Raw genomic sequence first — 19228 nt, 5'->3', positions numbered from 1 at the left:
GAGGTATTACTCTTGAACAATAAAAACTATAAATATTTAACTTTTACATTGTTTGCAGCAGCAATCTTATGGTATCTAATGTTTGTTGTAAAGCCCTTTAACTTTTGGATAGAAATGAGTGGATCGATATTACTATTAATATTAATGGCATTCTTTGCTGATAGAGATATATTCCACTTTGGGAAAATAAAACCGAGACATATTTTAATTGGAATACTCTCAGCAATAGCCTTGTACGGAATATTTTATGTAGGAAATATTATATCAGGATATTTGTTTTCATTCAAAGATGCTCAAATTTCATCAGTTTATAGTAATAAATCAAATGTTAATCTAACACTGATAAGTTTATTACTATTTTTTATAATTGGTCCAGGTGAAGAACTATACTGGAGAGGCTTTATACAAAATACCTTAGATAAAGAATTTGGAGAAAACAAAGGATATTTATTTTCAGTTTTATTATATGCAGTTGTGCATATTGTTACAGGCAACTTTATGCTAATTATAGCAGCTTTGGTATGTGGATTATTCTGGGGATGGCTTTATAAAAAAGAGAAGAGTTTGATACCAGTAATTATCTCCCACGCTATTTGGGATTTAACAATATTCGTTTTGCTTCCACTAATGTAATTTTTTTAGCTATATATAGGATAGTATCCCAATAATTAATTTTTATAGTTTTTTAATTTCTTCACAACTTCTTTATATGTAGGCTGTATAATTCAAATAAAATAAAAATTATTTTATAAATTTAGGAAAAGCAATTTGGAGGTATATTATGAATTGTCATGAAGATAACAAAGAAAAACAAGGAACTCATAAACATAGCCCTTTAAAGCATATGCTGCATATGGCTATCTGCTGTGGATTACCTATAATTATCATAGAATTATTACCAATAATATCAAGATTTAATCCTAGTGCTGGCAGTATAGTTGGAAGAATAATACCATTTTTATGTCCTATAATGATGATCTTTATGATGCCAATGATGATGGGTAATAATAAAAAAGGAAGCTGCTGTACTACTAAAAAAACTAGCACTGATAGTAAAGAAGTCGTATAGATTAAAACAATAAAATTATTTTTAAGGAGAGAACTCTTCATATTAAAAAGTTCTCTCCTTAAAAAATAATTGTAGAATATGATAAATTTAATTAAGAAAGAAGGTATACTGGACATGGTGAGCAATTCCTTAGAAGTACAAAACATTTTCTCATCTATCGCAGAAAAGTATGATAGATTGAATTCAATTCTAACCTTTAATATAGATAAACTCTGGAGAAAAAAAGCTATAAGAGTATGTGATCTAAAAGTCGATAGCAAAGTTTTAGATTTATGCTGTGGTACAGGACAGATGATTAATTATGCCTGTAGAAAAGTAGGAAAAAATACTGAAGTTATAGGACTTGATTTCAATCAAGAAATGATTGATGTTGGATATAAAAGACTTAACCAAAACATAAAGGCTTATAATTTTAAATTAATAAAAGGTAACGTTTTAGAATTACCTTTTGAAGATAACAGTTTTCACTGTGTAACAATTGCATTTGGTCTTAGAAATGTTAAGGATAAAAATAGAGCATTGTCGGAAATGTATAGAGTTTTAAGGCCTGGTGGAAAACTTGTTTGTTTAGAATTATCCAATCCGGAAATGCCCATTTTCAGAGAACTGCACTCAATATATTTAAACTCTATTTTACCTACTGTTGGGTATTTAGGTACAAAAGACAAAAATGCATATACTTATCTTAGAGACTCTGTAAAATACTTTATGTCCAAAGATATGTTAAAACATTCATTTGATAATGCCGGATTTAAATATACTGGATATGTATCTCTAACACTTGGAATTGCTTCTATTCATTACGGAACCAAGGAATAGAAGTTATCGGGATATTATAATCTATCTGTTACTGGAATATCTGTAGTAGCAGCCTTATGTATAGGAATTATTGAGCTAGCTCAAATTATAATTATTATTGCTATTAAGCCTCTTAACATTCTAGTGTTAAGGGGCTTTTTATATAAAAATGGTAAGTTTCATGAAAATTATAAAATCTAATGTTATAAATAAAATTTATGATGGCTTTATTAGATATATATTAGCTATAGCTGCATTGCATAACTATCTTTTCCTATCTTATTTCCTGCTGAAATAAGTCTAATGGATATTGCAGATGGTTTTTTTATCTAATGCATACGAATGGTTTTTAACTTATTTAATAGTTTTTTAATTTTAAAGTATATCTTCATATTTTCTTCACAGCAAATTTTTATAATAACAATTGTAGATAGGATATAAAAAAATTAATTATCCATTAACTTACTTAATTAAAATATACAGGAGGTGAAAAAATGAGCTTCGATGGAATTTCAATTCCAATAATAAAAGAACTTAATCAACTTGAGTCAGAGTTACAAAATATTGCATCAAAATTAGATTCTACTGTTACACAAGATATTTTTACCTATTTTTTTTCAATTCCAGGTAAAAGGCTAAGACCTACATTAACATTTTTATCTGCAGGTGCTATTAGTAACGAGCTTACTTCATCTGCAAAACACAATTTAATTCAGTTATCAATAGGCCTAGAGCTTATTCACAGCGCTAGTCTAATTCATGATGATATCATAGATGGTGACTTACTAAGACGTGGTCAGAAAACCTTAAATAAGACTTTTGGAAATAAAATAGCAGTACTTGCTGGTGATGCTTTGTACTCAAGAGCCTTTACTATTTTCTCAGATACTCTGCCAAGAGAATTTGCGCAGGTAATGGGCAGAGTTACTGAATCAATGTCTGTAGCTGAAATATTAAATGCTAACAATCCCTCTCCAGATCGTGAAACCTATTTTAAAATCATTTTAGGAAAAACAGCATCTTTTATGAGTGCTTGTTGTAGGCTTGGTGCCAGCATAGCTTATGCCACTTACGAAGAGTCTAATATGCTTTCTAAATACGGTGAAAACCTTGGTATAGCATATCAAATACTGGATGATTATATCGATGAGGATCCCGTTGCAATGAAAAATATAACTATTGAAGAGGGATTTGAATTTGCATATAATGCCAAAGCTTCTATTGAGAATTTAAAAAACTCAGCATACAAGCAAAGCTTAATAATGTTAGTAGATTATGTTTTAGATTTTTATAGGCCTAAGGTAGAGAATGCATTATAGTGACTAGTATAAAAATGGTGACATAATTTTGTTGCTATTGCCAATCCCAAAAGGCAAAAATATTAAACTAATAGTAAAGGAAGGTATTTAAAATGAAAAACAAACTAATTAAAAAACTATCAATTATTTCAGCTCTAGTTCTAACTTTATCTACATCGGTATTAGCTGCTGGCAGCGAAAAAATGATAGAAAAAAACATTGATGGAGTTAAAGCAACTCTTATGCTAACAGGAGATAAGGCTAAAACCGGTGATAATGAGTTAACACTAAAACTATCTGATGATAAAAACAAGCCAATAAGTAACGCTGATGTCAGGGTATCTGCAGAAATGGATAAAGGCAGTATGGGTGATATGAATATGGGTGACTCTAAGGCTGAAACTATCCAATTCCAAAAAGGCCATGAAGATGGTGAATATGTTGGAACTGTAAAACTTAGTGATAAAGGTACATGGAAAATTAAAACAAGCTTTATGACAAATGCTGGAGAGAAGATGGCTGATTTTGATGTTGATGTAACAAGTTCTGGACCTAACTGGTTTGTCGTTGGAGGCTTTTTAGTAGTAGCTGCCTTAATTATAATAACTGCCGGGATATCAAAGAAAAATAAGAAGGCTGTAAAATCATAGAAAGTGAGGTAATATTTTGTGTCAGAAAAAAAGAAAACTAAAATTGATGAAGAAAAAGCATACTCATCAGATGATAAAAACCTTTTAGACAACAAAAAATTTGCAAGCTTTATGAAAAGTAAATGGTATCCTGGTGTTTTTCAATGGCCAGTAGCAATAGTATTTGCATTTATAGTTTATCAACTTTTATTCAGTTCTACAAGTGCCCATGATAACTTTGGTACCGCTGCAACTTGGGTATTATGGTGGCCTCTACTGCCAATTATAATATTATTGTTAGGTAGATTTTGGTGTACAATCTGTCCTTTTGGGACACTTAATGATCTAGTTCAAAAATTTGTTGGTAATAATCATCCTGTACCTAAATTTCTAAAAAAATATGAAATTTGGATTATTGATGCAATATTCATCTTAATTACGTGGAGCGATCATATTTTTGGTGTTGTTGAATCACCAAGGGGTTCCGGTAACCTTCTCTTATTGATTACTCTAGGTGTAATTGCTTCCGGTGCTATATTTGAACGTAGAACTTGGTGTAGATATGTTTGTTTTTTAGGAGGATTGTCTGCTAACTATACTAGAGCAGGTATGATGGAACTTAGAGCTACTCCTGAAAAATGTGCTAAATGTAATGTTGCCGCTTGTTACAAAGGAAGTAATAAAGCAGCAGGATGTCCTATGTTTGAATTTCCGAGAATTATGGATACTAACGCAGAGTGTAATTTCTGCGGAAACTGTGTAAAGAGTTGTCCAAATAACTCTATTAAAATATCAAGACGTGTACCTACTAGAGAATTGTGGTTTATCCGTAAACCTAAGCTTGAAGAGTCTTTCCTTGCTGTTGTAATTATGGGTATAGTATTTGTGCAGAACATCACTATGCTTAATATATGGGAACCTATATTAAATTGGCTTGAAAGAACTACTGGTACAAACAGCTACTATGTAACCTTCACTATAACCTTTACTATAGCTATGTTAATCCCTATAATAATGTTATCAACAACAGGGTTAATTGCTAAAAAGTTTAACGGAGATTCTGTGAAACAAAACTTTGCTAAGTTTGGATATGCTATCATCCCACTAGATATGGCTGCCCATATAGCTCATAACCTTTTCCACCTACTAGCAGAAGGAAAATCAATCTTCTATACTTTTATGGGGCTATTTGGTGTGGAAATGAGTGGTTCAACAGCAATTTTGGATACGCCAACAATACAATCTCTTCAGTATCTTTTAATTGTTCTTGGAACTATAGGTTCAATATATACTGCATATAGACTTGCTAAAAGTAATTATGGTGGTAAGAATAATAAGTCCTTAGGGACTTCAATAGTATATAGTGTTTTAATAGTAATACTAGGTATTATAAACATAGTACTATTCATGCTTCCAATGGCAATGCGTATGTAACTTAAATGCTGTCAGAAAACATTTTTCTGATAGCATTTTCTTCATAAAATCTACATATTAATTTTGTAAAATATGATTAAGTTATTACCTCAGTAGTTTTTATTATTTATAACAGCATAAATAAGAGGTATTAATTCATTATAAAATTAGTTTGGGGATGATATGTTATGATAAAAATTGATAACAAGGCTTTGAATTATGCTCAGAGTAAAAGTCTATGCTTTGTAGTATTAATTAAAAATACAGAAATAGATTGTGATTGTGGCAACATTCATAATCATGTTAAAACTGTTAAAATTAGGGCTTTATTTGAAACTGAAATAATAGACAAAGAGTTATATGATATTTATAAATATACTGATATTAAAGTATTTATTTTAAAAGATCTAAAGATTGCTGGAGATATAAATATTTATCAGAAAGTAAAGATGCCTTTTATGAAACCTATATTTGGAGTTAAAGGTATCACAGCTTAATAATATCTTATCAAATTTATCTCAAACCTTCTCAATTCTTGACTTAACCAGCCTTATTTTCACAGCTGAAAAGCCTAGTAAATAAATTTTAAGGTAAGTTAATAAACCTTCATTTTATCTACATAACTCTACTATATACTATACACAAATAATAAAAATTAAGAAATTCAACATGTTTTTAATATTGAAAAGAGGTGTTTAATTTGGAATTCTTAGTAAATAACTGGTTCTACTTTTTAATATTTGGAGTAATGACATATATGATGTCCAAAGGAGGAGGATGTTGTGGAGGTGGACATACAAATCATAATGGATATGGAAATTCTCATGAAGGCGGATGCTGTGGAGATGGTCATATGAATCATAAAAATATGAAGAAAAATTATGAAGGACACAGTGCAGGATATATTGAAAATTCAGTAGATATGGCACAAGATCCTATATGTGGTATGTATGTATCTAAAAAGGATTCTATATGCCGGGTAATAAATGGTAGGACATATTATTTTTGCAGCCAGAACTATGCTGATAAGTTTCAAAAAAATATGCAATAAAAAAAGAATTTATGTATCAAATTCAACAATTAGTAAAGCAAGTATAACAAGGTATTTTATTTGTAAGAATAAATATATAAGGAGGTATTAATATGATGCATGGATATTGGGGATGGGGAATGATGCCTATGATGGTTATATGTTTTTTACTTATAATCGCTATAGTAGTATTTTTCATTATATCATTTAATGGTAGAAAAGATTACCGACATGATAGAAAACCAATTGAAATACTGAATGAAAAATTAGCATCTGGTGAAATAAGTGAAGAAGAATATAAAAGAAAAAAGCAAATATTAACTGAAAAATATGATATTGATAAATAGTTATATAACTACATATTGAGCAGTTTTCGGATTTCTAAGATGTTGTATTCCTAACTCTTTAGCTATATGAACAAACTTTATTCTATATTACAATTCTTTTAATTTACATAATCCAATGTCAATAAAATTATTTTTCAAAAAACTCATGATTTCACTATATAAAATAAGAACCTGATATACTCAATTTCTGAGTATATCAGGTTCTTATTTAAATATTCTCTATACTAACCATAAATAATACTTAATTTAAAATTTTTTAAATATCATCAACACTATTATTGTTAAACCTTTAGCAATATCTTAGTTTCCAACTTTATTTATAGTTCCCGATATTATTTATAGTTTCCAACTTTTTTTATACAAAACACAAACAACATTATTGTATAATTATTTATTCAACAGTAACTGACTTGGCCAGATTTCTTGGCTTATCAACATCGCATCCCTTTTGAACAGCTATATAGTATGCTAAAAGCTGAAGTGGAATTACCGTAAGCACTGGTAAAAGTATATCATTAACTTTTGGTACATATAATACCGAGTCAACTGCCTTTTCCATGTCTATATTGCCTTCAACTGTAAATCCAAGAACCCTTGCTCCTCTTGTTGTTACTTCTCTTATATTACTTATCATCTTTTGATATAACGAAGTTTGAGTAGCAAGTGCTATTACTACAGTTCCATCTTCTATTAGAGCTATTGTACCATGCTTTAATTCTCCACCTGCATAAGCCTCTGAGTGTATATATGAAACTTCTTTTACTTTAAGTGATCCTTCCATTGCTACTGCATAATCAATTCCTCTTCCAAGAAAGAACATCTCCTTATGCATGTAAATTCTTGAAGCAAACTTTTGAAGTACTTCTTTCTGTTCAAGCATTTGTTTTGCTTTTTCAGGAAGAGTAAGCATATCATTTTTTATTGCTTCTATTTCTTCTTGACTTAAAGTATTTCTATTTTGTGCAAAGAATAATGCTATCATATACATAGTAATAAGTTGAGTTGTATATGCCTTAGTAGATGCAACTGCAATTTCTGGCCCTGCCCAAGTATACAAAACATCATCAGCTTCTCTTGACACTGTGCTTCCAGCAACATTTGTTACAGCTATTACTCTAGCACCATGTGCTTTTGCTTCTCTCAAAGCTGCTAAAGTATCTGCTGTTTCTCCAGACTGACTTATAATTATCATAAGTGTTCTTTCGTCTATTATAGGATTTCTATATCTAAACTCTGAAGCAATATCTACTTCTACAGGCATTCTAACCAATTTTTCTATTACATATTTTCCAACTATTCCTGCATGGTAAGCAGTTCCGCAAGCTACTATATATATTTTATCTATATTTTTAATTTGCTCTTTAGTTATTTTTATATCATCTAATGTTATAGGCTTTCCAGGCATAATTCTTGATGTCATTGTGTCTTTGATTGCCTTTGGCTGTTCGTGTATTTCCTTCATCATGAAATGATCAAATCCACCCTTTTCAGCTGCATTTGCACTCCAGGTAACGTGGTATACATCTTTCTTTATTTCCTTTTTATCTTCTGATAAAAGTTTTACACCATCTTTAGTTATGACAACAAATTCATTGTCATTTAAAAGGTATATATCTCTAGTATGATTTAATACAGCAGGTATATCTGATGCTATATAATACTCATCTTTTCCAAGTCCTACTATAAGAGGGCTGTCCTTTCTTACTGCTACTAATTTTCCAGGTTCTTTTGAGCAGATAACTCCTACAGCATAGCTTCCCTTTATCTTAGATATTGCACGCATAACTGCTTCAACTATATCACCCTTGTAAAAATATTCTATGAGCTGTGGAATAACCTCAGTATCAGTTTCAGATACGAACTTATATCCTTTTGAAGTGAGCCATTCTCTAAGTTGTACATAATTTTCTATTATACCATTGTGAACTACACTTATAGTTCCATCCTGGCTGTTATGGGGATGCGCATTTAGATCAGATGGTTTTCCATGAGTTGCCCACCTTGTGTGACCTATACCTAATATTCCTTTTAGAGGATGTTCTGACAATTTATTTTCAAGGTTTTTAAGCCTTCCTTTACATTTTACTACATTGATATGATCATTATCTATTATGGCAACACCTGCAGAGTCATAACCTCTGTATTCAAGTTTACTCAGTCCTTCAACCAAAATAGATGACGCTTGTTTCTTTCCAACAAATCCAACAATTCCGCACATAATCAATTCTTCCTTTCACATTTTAATATAATAAATCATAATCTACCTACAAAACACTGCAGCTTTATTGATAAAAAATTTATAAGCAAATAAAACCTGCATTGTTATTAAAATTTTACAGGTAAATATATTTTTGGAATCATACCTTTTGATTCCTATTAAAGGTTTTAACACCAAACTGATGTTGTATCAGAAATCGCTTCCTGGTTTTATCAGTTGTTAACGGTAGTGCGATACCGTGGGGCACCCGCCGAAGATTCGATACTCCCCATCCTCGTCAGCTCAAAGTGCTATTTAAATTAAGCCTTGAGCTCTGGCGCTTTATATTCATATTCTGCTTAAATTCAATCACCTTCTTTCTAAAATATAACAGTATTAAAAACCTATCAATCTATTATATTCTTTAATCTTATCTTATGTCAACTAGATAGCTAAAATTAACTTTTTGTTCTTATTTTCATATTATGGAATTGAGATTGGAATGTGCTATATACCCTCAAAATTGTAAATATATAAAATCTCATAAATAAACCGCCTTTAAATTTTACTTTAAAGGCGGTTTTTTTTAACTGTGTTTTTTAAACACTATTAAATCATCTTCTAATTTATCCTGGTTTCCAAGTGTAGCATAATGTCTTTGTAAAACTCCTGTAAGTTCCCAATCTTCCTTACCATACTTATTTAATTTTTCTTCTAAGTTTAAATTATCAGTTGAATTTAAAAAACGCTCCACTGTAAATATTCTATATTGCCACGACATTGGACTCACTCCTCTAATAATTTATATCTCAATTATTAGAGTGTCCAATTTTTAATATATTTAAAACATTTAATTTTTACAAATAGAAATGCACTTTTATATTTTTAATTTACTTTTGATTCAATAAGTTTAGCTAGCTTATGAGCAATTTTATCTATTTCACTTTGATTTTGACCTTCCAGCATAACTCTTACTAATGGTTCTGTTCCCGAAGGTCTTATAAGCACTCTTCCACAACCATCCAATTTTTCTTCTATCTTCTTTATCTCAGATATTATTTCTTCATCTTCTTCATATATATTTTTTTTATCATTTGGAACATTGGCATTTGCAAGTACTTGAGGTAAATTTTCCATCATAGAAGCACATTCAGATAGCTTCTTCCCAGTCTTTTTTACTATAGAAGCTATTTGCAGTGCTGTTACAAGTCCATCTCCTGTAGTATTATAATCCAGCATAATTATATGGCCTGACTGTTCTCCACCTAATTTATAGCCTTGTTTTTTCATCTCTTCAAGCACATATCTGTCTCCAACTTTAGTCTTTACAGTGCTCATTTGCTCCTTTTTGAGTGCTATATCAAGTCCAAGATTACTCATTACAGTAACTACTACCACATTTTTATAAAGTTTTCCTTCATCTTTTAAACGCTTTCCTATTATAGCCATTATAAAATCTCCATTTATGAGATTTCCCTTTTCATCCACTGCAAGACATCTATCTGCATCTCCATCAAAGGCAAGTCCCAAATCATAACCTTCTTTTACTACAGTCTGCATAAGTTCTTCAGGGTGAGTTGAACCACATTTTCTATTTATATTTATTCCATCAGGTTTATTATTTATAACTTTCACTTCCGCTCCCAATTCCTCAAAAGCTTTCACAGAAGTTACGTAGGATGCTCCATTTGCACAATCTAAAACTACCTTTAATCCTTTTAAATCTATATCTATAGTGGATTTTGCAAATTCTACGTAGTTTTTTAGCGCTTCTCCTGTTTCCACTACTTTTCTTCCAATTTCAGCTCCAATAGGCATAGATACATCTTTAAAATCACTTTCAATTACTTTCTGTATTCTATCTTCTAATTCATCTGAAAGTTTATATCCCTCACTATTAAAAAATTTTATTCCATTATATTCTACAGGATTGTGGGAAGCAGATATAACTACCCCTGCATCCATTTTATATTTTCTAGTCAAATAAGCAACTGCTGGAGTTGGTATTACACCTACACAAACAGCTTCTGCTCCTACAGAAAGTATACCCGAAACTAGGGCACTTTCTAGCATATCTCCAGATATTCTTGTATCCATTCCAACTAATATCTTTGGTTTATGTGCCGTTTCTGTAAGCACATACGCTCCTGCCCGTCCTAATTTATATGCTAGTTCTGCAGTTAACTCCTTGTTTGCAATTCCTCTTACTCCATCAGTTCCAAACATTCTCTGCATATTATTAATACCTCTCTTATTAAAAGTTAATTTTTCTATAGGTTATCACACTAAATCTAAAATCTGTGCTCCTCTCTTACTTTTAAAATATTCATCTTTTATTATATTACATTAAAAATTTTTCCACAACGCAATTTTTAGCAAGCTAAATTTAGAATACTTGTAATGAAGATTTTCTACAATATTAACGAAAGAAAATCCTCAATAACTATTAATTTTTAATTATATTTATAAAAGTGGACTGTATTTTTGTATTATACTCTCTGCAGTTTTTAATCCATCTACTGCCGCTGATATTATACCTCCTGCAAAGCCTGCACCTTCTCCACAAGGATATAATCCTTCTAAAGATACACTCTCAAAGTTACTGTTTCTCATCATTCTTATTGGAGATGAAGTTCTACTTTCAATGGCTGTCATTACACCATCACCTTCAGAAAACCCTTTTATCTTTTTTTCAAAATCAATAAATCCTTCCTTTAATGCAGATGAAACAGCGGATGGCAAACACTTTCTAAGATCTCTAAATTCATATCCAGGTTTGTAAGTAGGTTTTACTTCTCCAAGTTTATTTGATACCGTGTCATTTAAAAAATCTTTAATTAACTGTACTGGAGCAGCATAATTTCCTCCTCCTAACTTATAGGCCAGGTTCTCATAATGCCTCTGAAATTCCATTCCTCTTAGAGGAGAATTTCCTTCAAAATCCTTTTCTCCTACAGTTACAACTACTGCAGAATTTGCATTTTCAAAATCTCTTTTATAGTAACTCATTCCATTTGTTACAAGCCTATTTTCCTCTGAAGCTGCCGCAATTACTTCCCCTCCAGGGCACATACAAAAACTGTAGACTCCTCTTCCCTCTTTACTATTATAAGCTAGCCTATAATCTGCAGCTTTTAATTTAGGATGGTCTGCAAATTTTCCATATTGATTTACATTTATCATATGCTGGGAATGTTCTACTCTAACTCCTATAGCAAACGCCTTAGGTTCTACTACAACATCTTTTCTTAATATCATTTCATAGGTGTCTCTTGCACTATGCCCTATAGCTAATATTAAATTGTCGCAGCCTATCTCATTTCCATTTACTAATACTGCCTTTAATTTTTTATGCTCTATTATTAAATTATCCAACTTACTATCAAATAGTATATCTCCGTCTAATTCAAGTATTCTATTTCTTATATTTTTTACGATTATTTTCAAATTATCCGTTCCCAAATGGGGCTTTCCATTATAAATAATCTCTTCTGGAGCTCCATACTTTACAAAAGCTTTCAATATAAATTGGCATCTCTCATCTTTTATCCTGGTAGTTAATTTTCCATCTGAAAATGTCCCTGCCCCACCTTCTCCAAACTGTATATTGGATTCCAAATTTAGCTTTCCATTTTTCCAGAATTCATCTACAGTTTTTGTTCTATCTTCAACTTTTTGTCCCCGCTCTATTATGATTGGCCTATAACCATTTTCCGCCAGCAAGAGACCTGCAAACATACCTGCAGGTCCCATGCCAACAACTATAGGTCGATATTTCATTTTTTTTGTACCTAAAATTAATTTTTCTTCTACTACCTCTTCTTCTATCTTTATATTCCCATCTCTAATTTTTGATACAACTTTTCTTTCTCCATCACAGGTTAATTCAACAGAATAGTTAAACCTTATATTGTTTTTTCTTCTGGCATCCAGAGACTCTCGAAGTATTTTAAACTTCTTAATATCCTTCTCACCTATCTTAAGCTTTTTTGCAGCTTTATTTTTTAATTCATCTATGCTTTCATCTATGTTTATGCTTAAATTATTTATTCTAATTGCCATTTTGTCCCTCCGACGTTTTTTTCTTAATTTCTATACTAATTTTTTGTGGGTCTTGTGATACTAAAGACACTCCCTGAGGCATAGATACAACTACATTTACCGTATGAGTGCCTTCTGATAGAGAACTTGCATCCACAAAACAACTTATATTATTTTCATTTAGACTATCTATATTATTAGTAGATCCATTAAATACTGCAGATACACTGTTACTGCCTAAGCTAGCCGTATACCCAGCATTTAAATTTCTAACCTGTATATTAAGGTTCATTGTCTTTTGGCCACTTTTATCGGAAGAAGCTGCAGCCTGATTATTTATATTTACATTTAATTCTACCTTACCTGAGTTATTAACTAATTTTACCCCTTTAGGTACTACTAGCTTAACTTCTATGCTACCTGAACTACCAATTTTACTTAAATCAACCGGCTCTGTATCTAAACTACTTATGCTCTTTATTACATTTTCATCCCCGGACACATCTACTTTATCTGGATTACTTACTATTGAATTAGGAACTACTCCATTTGCTGTATTTCCTTGAATTTTTACGTTTACAGGTACAGTCTTTACTTTTCCTATGGGTACAGTAACTTTAATGGGGGATGGATTTATAGTAACATCCTTTACCACATTTCCAAATGAGTCCTGAGCCTGAAGCTTAACAGATGTATTTACATCACTTCCAGCATATTTTACATCACATGCCGCTGCAGCATACTTTACACTATTTACCGCATCTGCTGCTCCGCTTATTTCCACTTTGTCTGTATTTAAGACAGGATCTAATGCATAGTATCCTTCTTTTGGTTTACCCACTACTCCTATTCTTACAGGCACACTTTTCTGTTTTAATTCATCAAGTTGTACCTTTATCCACAAATTTTCATTGTTTAATATACTTACGTTATCAGGGCTTTTTTTTACTTCTACAGGTATATTATTTCCCCCTTTTTTCATAACATAGGCACTTAAATCTGATTGTAATTTAAAATCTGATGGTTTTACTGAGTATACATTGGAAGCATTACCTTTTATTAAAAGAGATATAGTAGCAGATTGATTATCTATTTGTACAAGTTTCGATTGAGCAAGTGCGTCTTTATTCACTATGGTAACAGGTACCACAATCTTTCTTTCCCTCATAGGATCTTCTATGTTGAATATGTACAGCCATAGAATAAATGACGCTATTACACAGCATATTTTTATTAGGATTTGGTCCCTTTTATTTTTTCTTTCCACCCAATCACCCTCTCTCTCCATGTACTCTTTTTCTGAAATCTATTTTTCATTATATTTATAAGAACTTTTTTCAGCCTATCCTTTGTATAATTCCTTATAATCTTTCCATTCATGGCAAGAGAAATAGTACCAGTCTCTTCTGAAACCACTATGATAAGTGCATCGGAATTCTCTGATATACCAATTGCAGCCCTATGTCTCGTGCCTAACTTTTTATTTAAATCGTTATTACTAGTAAGCGGCAAAAAACATCCTGCTGAAACTATTCTATTATTTCTTATTACAGTTGCCCCATCATGCAGTGGAGTATTTACAACAAATATGTTTTCTAGAAGTGCAGACGATACCAAAGCATCTATCTTAGTACCGGTATTTATTATATCTCCAAGTCCAGTAACTTGTTCTATCACAATAAGTGCCCCTGTTTTGCTTTCAGATAAATTGCCTACTGAATTTGCAATCTCTGTTATAACCTTTTCCATAGTCTCTTCGTCCTCTAAAATATGCTTATCATTAAAAGCAGTTCTTCCTAACTGTTCTAGTGCCCGACGAATTTCCGGTTGAAATATAATAACAATAGAAAGGACGCCTATAGTCAAAGTCTTGGTAAGTATCCAGTTGAGCATAGTTAAATTAAAAAAGCTGCTTATTGGTATAAGAAATATTATGAGTACAATTCCCTTTAAAAGCTGTTCAGCTCTAGTTTCTTTTATAAGCATGTATCCTTTATAGAGTATATATGATACTACTAGTATATCCATAACAGAAGATATACTTATATTCCTTATTGAATTAGCTGCCATTTGCAATAATTCCACCCATCTCACCACCCTGTCAATAAAATATATATTTAAATTATACACTATTTGATATTGTTTATATCACGTAATAAATTATTTTATAAAATTTTAATAAAATACATTTTTATCGTATTTTATTTTTTTATATGGGTACAATATCATTAGCCTAAGTTTTACTAAAAACACGGGGAAACCAGTAACATTGGGGTGAATCGTATTTACGTAGGTTATGCCTTTACCGAACCCGTCAGCTAACCCCGTCGGTAATAAGGAGAGGATTAGATTGAAAAAAATTTTTTGTTTAATACTTTTTTCTTTACTGTTACTTATTCCTTTTTCTAAAGTAACTGCAAAGAATTTCGACAGTACCAGTTCCAATTTATTTAATGGCCAGGAAGAAGTCGTGCAAGTGTTTAATTACTCTGATCAAAAGATATATATAACTCAGAATGATGTTGATTTAATGGCCAAAGTTGTTTATGCTGAAAGCAATTCAGAACCCTTTGAAGGCCAGGTAGCAGTAGCTTCCGTAATACTAAACAGATTAAAATACCCTGAGTTTCCAAAGACAGTAGAAGGTGTTATAAAACAAAAGGGTGCTTTTTCCTGTGTCAAAAATGGTACTATAAATGCATCTCCAAATGAAAGCAGTTATAGTGCAGTTTCTCAGGCTCTAAAGGGTATAGATCCTTCAGGTAAATCTATTTTCTTTTATAATCCCCAAATAGCCACATCTCAATGGATGAAAAACATAGATAAAAGAAATATGAGAACCATAGGGCATCATGTATTTTTTGTAGCTAATTAAAAAAAGCCCCTTCATCTTTTTTAAAGATGAAGGGCTTTTTTAATTAATTTTTGTCAATGTAAAAGACAGCATTTAGTGATGCTACCTGTCCCTGTCCTGCGGCTTTCATATACTGATACGGTCTTCCCACACAATCTCCTGCTGCAAAACAACCTTCAATATTAGTCTGCATATCCATATCTACTTTTATGTGTCCATTTTCCATAATAAGTCCCGGTACCAATTTATCTGGTGCTATGCTATCTTTTAAAACAAACACTCCATCTGTAACTATTTCCTTGCTTTTCAAAATTACCTTTTCTACTTTATTTCCTCCAGATATCTCTACAACCTTATCTCTTACTATTTCTATATTTTCATTTAAATTTAAGCTTTCTCTATACATTGGTATATAGTATGTCTTTTTAGCCAGTTCATTTACATAGTTGGCTTCTACTTCAGCTTCTTTATTATACCCTATTATAGTAACAACTTTTCCTTTATAAAGTGGTGCATCACAGGTAGCACAATATCCAACTCCCCTGCCAAGGAATTCTTCTTCTCCTTTTAATGCTTTTGTATATTCAATGCCAGTTGCCAATATAACTGCACTTGCTTCATACATTTTTTCATTTACTGCAACACCAAAATATTGCCCCATAGCATATATGGTATTTATTCTTTCATAAGTTATATTTATCTCCATGTTTGCCACGTGCTGCTGAAATCTATCTTTTAATTGCATTCCTGTTATACCAGGAAGTCCCAGGTAATTATCTATTTTAGGTGCTTTTATCAATTTACCACTGAGCTCGCTGCTTCCAAAAATAATTATATTCTTATTTCTTATTTTTGCATTAATTGCTGCTGACAGTCCCGCAGGACCGCTGCCCACTATAGCAATATCATATCTAGTGCCCATACTACCACCTCCAGTTTTTGTTTTCTAATTCAATAGTTAAAATGACAAATTAACTAAATTGTCAATTTGTCATTTTATCGGGTAAACAGAGTTTAAACTATATATGTTTTTTTAAAGCATCTTTTATTGCATCCTTTGGTCTGAATCCAACAAATTTATCTACCATATTTCCGTTTTTAAATACCATTACAGTTGGAATACTTGCAATTTTAAATTGTGCTGCTGTAACAGGATTCTCATCTACATTTAACTTAAAGAATTTTGCCTTTTCCCCCAACTCATCTGAAACTTCTTCTATTACAGGAGAAAGCATTTTACATGGTCCACACCATGAAGCCCAGAAATCTACAACTACAGGAGTAGGTGCATTTTCAATTGATTGTGAAAAATTTTGATCTTTTATTTCCTCTACCATTATTTGCCCTCCTTATACCCCGTAGGGGTATTATCTTTAATTATATTTTATAATATATTATCTACTAGGTCAACGTTTTTAGTCTATAAATTTAATGAAAAAATAAAAATTTTAGTCATTTATCAAATTACTTATTATAGAATTATTGTAAATTGAATTAGGATATTTATCTACCAAACCTTGAGCATATTTTTTTGCTTGTGACTTATCCGTATCTTTATATATAACGGCGAGCCTGTACAATACGGTTTCTTCATAATCTCCATCAGAAAAGCTTTTATCATATTGAATATAATAATTTATAGCATTTTTGGTATCTCCTGAGGAATCTAAAGTTGTAGCAAGCATATATACTATGTCAGCATAAAGATAATTTTCACTTCCAAACTCATAAGCTTTTGTGAGATAAGCTTTGGCATTATTATAATCTTTACTATTTAAATAATTGGTGCCCAATTTATAAAAATAAGCAGATCCGTCTTGCTTTAAAAGATTGGAACCTTCTGAAAGAAGTGCTCCTTCATCAGTACTTAATTGTTTATCTTTCCACTTTTTAACCTCTATATATATAGAATCATAATCTTTATTTTGCAAATAACCTTTAAATTTTTCCTGTGGAAAAACTTCTTTAGTGGTTTCAGCTTTTGGTTTGGTCTTATTACTTATACCTGAAGCCTTTTGTCCACTATTCTTAATAGCAGAAGTTTTTACTTTTGCAACATTTTTATTAAACAAATTTTTGTTTTTGACACCATTAAAAATTAATACAATTAAAACTACCGAACATATTATACTTGCTGAAATACAAACTACCTTTCTAAGTGGAAACTTTTTCTTTACTACATTTAAATCTTCAAGCAGCTTCATGGTCTTTTTAGCTTCATCATTTTTTATATCAACTTTTAACACATTGTTTAATTTTTCCAGTGCATTTTTATACTCTCCCTTTTTTATATAACAAAGGGCACTATAATTATTTACTTTAATATAATTAAAATCACTTTCAGAGCACTGTTCAAGTAACTTAAGTGCTTCATTTATTTTTAATTCTCTAATTAACCTTAAAGCCTTTACATACAAACTGAATCGAACATCATCTTCCTTTAAAGAACCGAGATATTTTTCTGAAACTCCATCTCCATTAACTTGATGGTTCATCTTCCAAAGTTTTTGAGCTTTATCTAAATCACCTTTAAGATAAAATAAAAGTCCCTTAAGATTAATAGATGCCCTATTTTTTATATTTAAAGATATACTTTCTTCACAAAGTTCTATTGCCTTATCTATATACCCATCATTATATTTTTTTAGAGCCTTATTATATATTTTCTGAGACTTATCCATTTATCGTATATACCACTTTCCCATTAGAATTTTTAACTTCCATCTTATTATTTAAATTTGTGCTAAAAGAATTTATAGTCCAATTCTCTACATGACATTTATTATACACATCATCGTCATATACATTGACTTTTAGATTTACAATATCTCCATTTTTCTCTGCAGACATTATCTGTTGTTTTTTACTTGGCATCTTTATTAAGATTTCATTATCCTCCGTATCTACATTTAGCATATAAAGGTCTCCGCCTTTTGAAATGGATCCATTTGAATATCCTATAACCACCAATAAATTTTTATCATCAGCCCATTCCAAGTATTTCGGAGATAATTTAGCATTGTTTTCAATTTGGAAACTATAAACTTTCTGGGGATCTTTTACGATTATTTTCCCTGTACCCTCTTCTAGTGCCTCACTGCCTTTTCCTTCTATACAAGCATTATAACTTCCATTTTTGTTACTTTTCCAGGTAGTGTTAAAACTAACTGTAGAATTATTATCCATTTCTTGCTTTATAAATTTTATTTCACTTGAATTTTTAACAGCAGTAGAAGAAGTTTTCGTTTCCTCCTTTGGCTTTTGAGTTTCTTTATTGTTAGATACCTTGCTGGAGTCTATTTTTTTACTATTAATACTACCGCTGCTTTGAGTGGAAGTAGAATTGCCTTTGCTGTTAAAACAGGCTGTAAGTCCTAAAGTAAAAATAACTAATAATGAACACATTATAAAATTCAATCTATTATTTTTCATATATAATATATCCTCCCTATATAAAATTATATTGTTATTTTTCGGGCTGTGCAGTCTTAGGCATTTTCAAATTAATAACCAGTCAGTATGCTAGATTATTTTTTATCATACTGACTTAAT

20 protein-coding genes and 1 riboswitch are annotated in these 19228 nt (G+C 31.1%); of the genes, 10 read left to right on the top strand and 10 right to left on the bottom strand.

The window, feature by feature from the left end; translation table 11 throughout:
- Positions 1–12 precede the first annotated feature (12 nt).
- The 9 genes from WY13_RS00465 (at position 13) to WY13_RS00425 (ending at position 6584) form a co-directional block, all read left to right on the top strand.
- Entirely contained in the window at positions 13–633 is a 621-nt protein-coding gene (locus WY13_RS00465; RefSeq protein ID WP_063553757.1) for a CPBP family intramembrane glutamic endopeptidase, read from the top strand.
- A 148-nt stretch (positions 634–781) separates the two neighbouring features.
- Positions 782–1069 (top strand): hypothetical protein, encoded by a 288-nt coding sequence (locus WY13_RS00460; protein WP_063553756.1) that lies wholly within the window; start codon positions 782–784, stop codon positions 1067–1069.
- A 114-nt stretch (positions 1070–1183) separates the two neighbouring features.
- The gene (gene ubiE, locus WY13_RS00455; RefSeq protein WP_063553755.1) at positions 1184–1888 is read left to right on the top strand and encodes a bifunctional demethylmenaquinone methyltransferase/2-methoxy-6-polyprenyl-1,4-benzoquinol methylase UbiE; all 705 of its coding nucleotides are present in this window, start codon (positions 1184–1186) and stop codon (positions 1886–1888) included.
- 473 nt (positions 1889–2361) lie between these two features.
- A complete protein-coding gene (locus tag WY13_RS00450; RefSeq protein WP_063553754.1) occupies positions 2362–3186 on the top strand; it encodes a polyprenyl synthetase family protein in 825 nt (274 codons plus the stop codon).
- 92 nt (positions 3187–3278) lie between these two features.
- A complete protein-coding gene (locus tag WY13_RS00445) occupies positions 3279–3815 on the top strand; it encodes a FixH family protein (protein WP_063553753.1) in 537 nt (178 codons plus the stop codon).
- 18 nt (positions 3816–3833) lie between these two features.
- Positions 3834–5228 carry a 4Fe-4S binding protein gene (locus WY13_RS00440; RefSeq protein ID WP_063553752.1) on the top strand — a complete coding sequence of 465 codons (1395 nt, stop codon included), beginning with the start codon at positions 3834–3836 and terminating at the stop codon, positions 5226–5228.
- Positions 5229–5395: 167 nt separating this feature from the next.
- Positions 5396–5704: a hypothetical protein gene (locus WY13_RS00435; protein WP_063553751.1), complete on the top strand. Its 309-nt coding sequence runs from the start codon at positions 5396–5398 to the stop codon at positions 5702–5704.
- 203 nt (positions 5705–5907) lie between these two features.
- Positions 5908–6258 (top strand): YHS domain-containing protein, encoded by a 351-nt coding sequence (locus WY13_RS00430; protein WP_063553750.1) that lies wholly within the window; start codon positions 5908–5910, stop codon positions 6256–6258.
- A 92-nt stretch (positions 6259–6350) separates the two neighbouring features.
- The gene (locus WY13_RS00425; RefSeq protein WP_063553749.1) at positions 6351–6584 is read left to right on the top strand and encodes an SHOCT domain-containing protein; all 234 of its coding nucleotides are present in this window, start codon (positions 6351–6353) and stop codon (positions 6582–6584) included.
- 391 nt (positions 6585–6975) lie between these two features.
- Here the strand turns inward: WY13_RS00425 and glmS are convergent, their stop codons facing one another.
- The 6 genes from glmS to cdaA all read right to left on the bottom strand — a co-directional run bounded on the left by glmS (position 6976) and on the right by cdaA (position 14907).
- Entirely contained in the window at positions 6976–8802 is a 1827-nt protein-coding gene (gene glmS / locus WY13_RS00420) for a glutamine--fructose-6-phosphate transaminase (isomerizing) (protein ID WP_063553748.1), read from the bottom strand.
- 565 nt (positions 8803–9367) lie between these two features.
- The gene (locus WY13_RS00415; protein WP_013240632.1) at positions 9368–9562 is read right to left on the bottom strand and encodes a DUF4177 domain-containing protein; all 195 of its coding nucleotides are present in this window, start codon (positions 9560–9562) and stop codon (positions 9368–9370) included.
- Positions 9563–9666: 104 nt separating this feature from the next.
- The gene (gene glmM / locus WY13_RS00410; protein WP_063553747.1) at positions 9667–11016 is read right to left on the bottom strand and encodes a phosphoglucosamine mutase; all 1350 of its coding nucleotides are present in this window, start codon (positions 11014–11016) and stop codon (positions 9667–9669) included.
- Between the two features lie 228 nt (positions 11017–11244).
- Complete coding sequence (locus tag WY13_RS00405) at positions 11245–12843, bottom strand: NAD(P)/FAD-dependent oxidoreductase (protein WP_063553746.1); 1599 nt, start codon at positions 12841–12843, stop codon at positions 11245–11247.
- Entirely contained in the window at positions 12833–14089 is a 1257-nt protein-coding gene (locus WY13_RS00400; RefSeq protein WP_063553745.1) for a CdaR family protein, read from the bottom strand. The genes WY13_RS00405 and WY13_RS00400 overlap by 11 nt, the downstream gene beginning before the upstream one ends.
- Positions 14056–14907 carry a diadenylate cyclase CdaA gene (cdaA, locus tag WY13_RS00395; protein WP_063553744.1) on the bottom strand — a complete coding sequence of 284 codons (852 nt, stop codon included), beginning with the start codon at positions 14905–14907 and terminating at the stop codon, positions 14056–14058. Before cdaA ends, WY13_RS00400 begins: the two co-directional genes overlap by 34 nt.
- Positions 14908–15042: 135 nt before the next feature.
- Positions 15043–15170, top strand: a riboswitch (cyclic di-AMP (ydaO/yuaA leader).
- A gap of 2 nt (positions 15171–15172) precedes the next feature.
- Here cdaA and WY13_RS00390 point away from each other — a divergent pair.
- Positions 15173–15697 carry a cell wall hydrolase gene (locus WY13_RS00390; protein WP_063553743.1) on the top strand — a complete coding sequence of 175 codons (525 nt, stop codon included), beginning with the start codon at positions 15173–15175 and terminating at the stop codon, positions 15695–15697.
- Positions 15698–15740: 43 nt separating this feature from the next.
- Here the strand turns inward: WY13_RS00390 and WY13_RS00385 are convergent, their stop codons facing one another.
- The 4 genes from WY13_RS00385 to WY13_RS00370 all read right to left on the bottom strand — a co-directional run bounded on the left by WY13_RS00385 (position 15741) and on the right by WY13_RS00370 (position 19108).
- On the bottom strand, positions 15741–16598 hold the full coding sequence (locus WY13_RS00385; protein WP_063553742.1) for an NAD(P)/FAD-dependent oxidoreductase: 858 nt from the start codon (positions 16596–16598) through the stop codon (positions 15741–15743).
- 97 nt (positions 16599–16695) lie between these two features.
- Positions 16696–17013 carry a thioredoxin gene (gene trxA / locus WY13_RS00380; RefSeq protein ID WP_063553741.1) on the bottom strand — a complete coding sequence of 106 codons (318 nt, stop codon included), beginning with the start codon at positions 17011–17013 and terminating at the stop codon, positions 16696–16698.
- 111 nt (positions 17014–17124) lie between these two features.
- Positions 17125–18357, bottom strand: coding sequence for a tetratricopeptide repeat protein (locus tag WY13_RS00375; protein WP_063553740.1), 1233 nt, complete (start codon positions 18355–18357; stop codon positions 17125–17127).
- Positions 18350–19108, bottom strand: a complete 759-nt coding sequence (locus WY13_RS00370; protein WP_063553739.1) for a DUF4652 domain-containing protein — start codon at positions 19106–19108, stop codon at positions 18350–18352. Before WY13_RS00370 ends, WY13_RS00375 begins: the two co-directional genes overlap by 8 nt.
- Between the last annotated feature and the right edge of the window lie 120 nt (positions 19109–19228).

It is taken from the genome of Clostridium ljungdahlii (assembly GCF_001636845.1).
Classification (GTDB): Bacteria; Bacillota; Clostridia; order Clostridiales; family Clostridiaceae; genus Clostridium_B; species Clostridium_B ljungdahlii_A.
Note: the sequence above shows the minus strand (reverse complement) of the source record. Positions and strands in the feature narration are given on the sequence as shown.

What these genes read in the sequence shown, in the direction of transcription:
- WY13_RS00450 (WP_063553754.1), top strand. Translation starts at nt 2,362, where the DNA reads ATGAGCTTCGATGGAATTTCAATTCCAATAATAAAAGAACTTAATCAA.
- WY13_RS00370 (WP_063553739.1), bottom strand. Translation starts at nt 19,108, where the DNA reads ATGAAAAATAATAGATTGAATTTTATAATGTGTTCATTATTAGTTATT.
- ubiE (WP_063553755.1), top strand. Translation starts at nt 1,184, where the DNA reads ATGGTGAGCAATTCCTTAGAAGTACAAAACATTTTCTCATCTATCGCA.
- glmS (WP_063553748.1), bottom strand. Translation starts at nt 8,802, where the DNA reads ATGTGCGGAATTGTTGGATTTGTTGGAAAGAAACAAGCGTCATCTATT.
- glmM (WP_063553747.1), bottom strand. Translation starts at nt 11,016, where the DNA reads ATGCAGAGAATGTTTGGAACTGATGGAGTAAGAGGAATTGCAAACAAG.
- WY13_RS00425 (WP_063553749.1), top strand. Translation starts at nt 6,351, where the DNA reads ATGATGCATGGATATTGGGGATGGGGAATGATGCCTATGATGGTTATA.
- trxA (WP_063553741.1), bottom strand. Translation starts at nt 17,013, where the DNA reads ATGGTAGAGGAAATAAAAGATCAAAATTTTTCACAATCAATTGAAAAT.
- WY13_RS00415 (WP_013240632.1), bottom strand. Translation starts at nt 9,562, where the DNA reads ATGTCGTGGCAATATAGAATATTTACAGTGGAGCGTTTTTTAAATTCA.
- WY13_RS00375 (WP_063553740.1), bottom strand. Translation starts at nt 18,357, where the DNA reads ATGGATAAGTCTCAGAAAATATATAATAAGGCTCTAAAAAAATATAAT.
- WY13_RS00435 (WP_063553751.1), top strand. Translation starts at nt 5,396, where the DNA reads ATGATAAAAATTGATAACAAGGCTTTGAATTATGCTCAGAGTAAAAGT.
- WY13_RS00405 (WP_063553746.1), bottom strand. Translation starts at nt 12,843, where the DNA reads ATGGCAATTAGAATAAATAATTTAAGCATAAACATAGATGAAAGCATA.
- WY13_RS00460 (WP_063553756.1), top strand. Translation starts at nt 782, where the DNA reads ATGAATTGTCATGAAGATAACAAAGAAAAACAAGGAACTCATAAACAT.
- WY13_RS00445 (WP_063553753.1), top strand. Translation starts at nt 3,279, where the DNA reads ATGAAAAACAAACTAATTAAAAAACTATCAATTATTTCAGCTCTAGTT.
- WY13_RS00385 (WP_063553742.1), bottom strand. Translation starts at nt 16,598, where the DNA reads ATGGGCACTAGATATGATATTGCTATAGTGGGCAGCGGTCCTGCGGGA.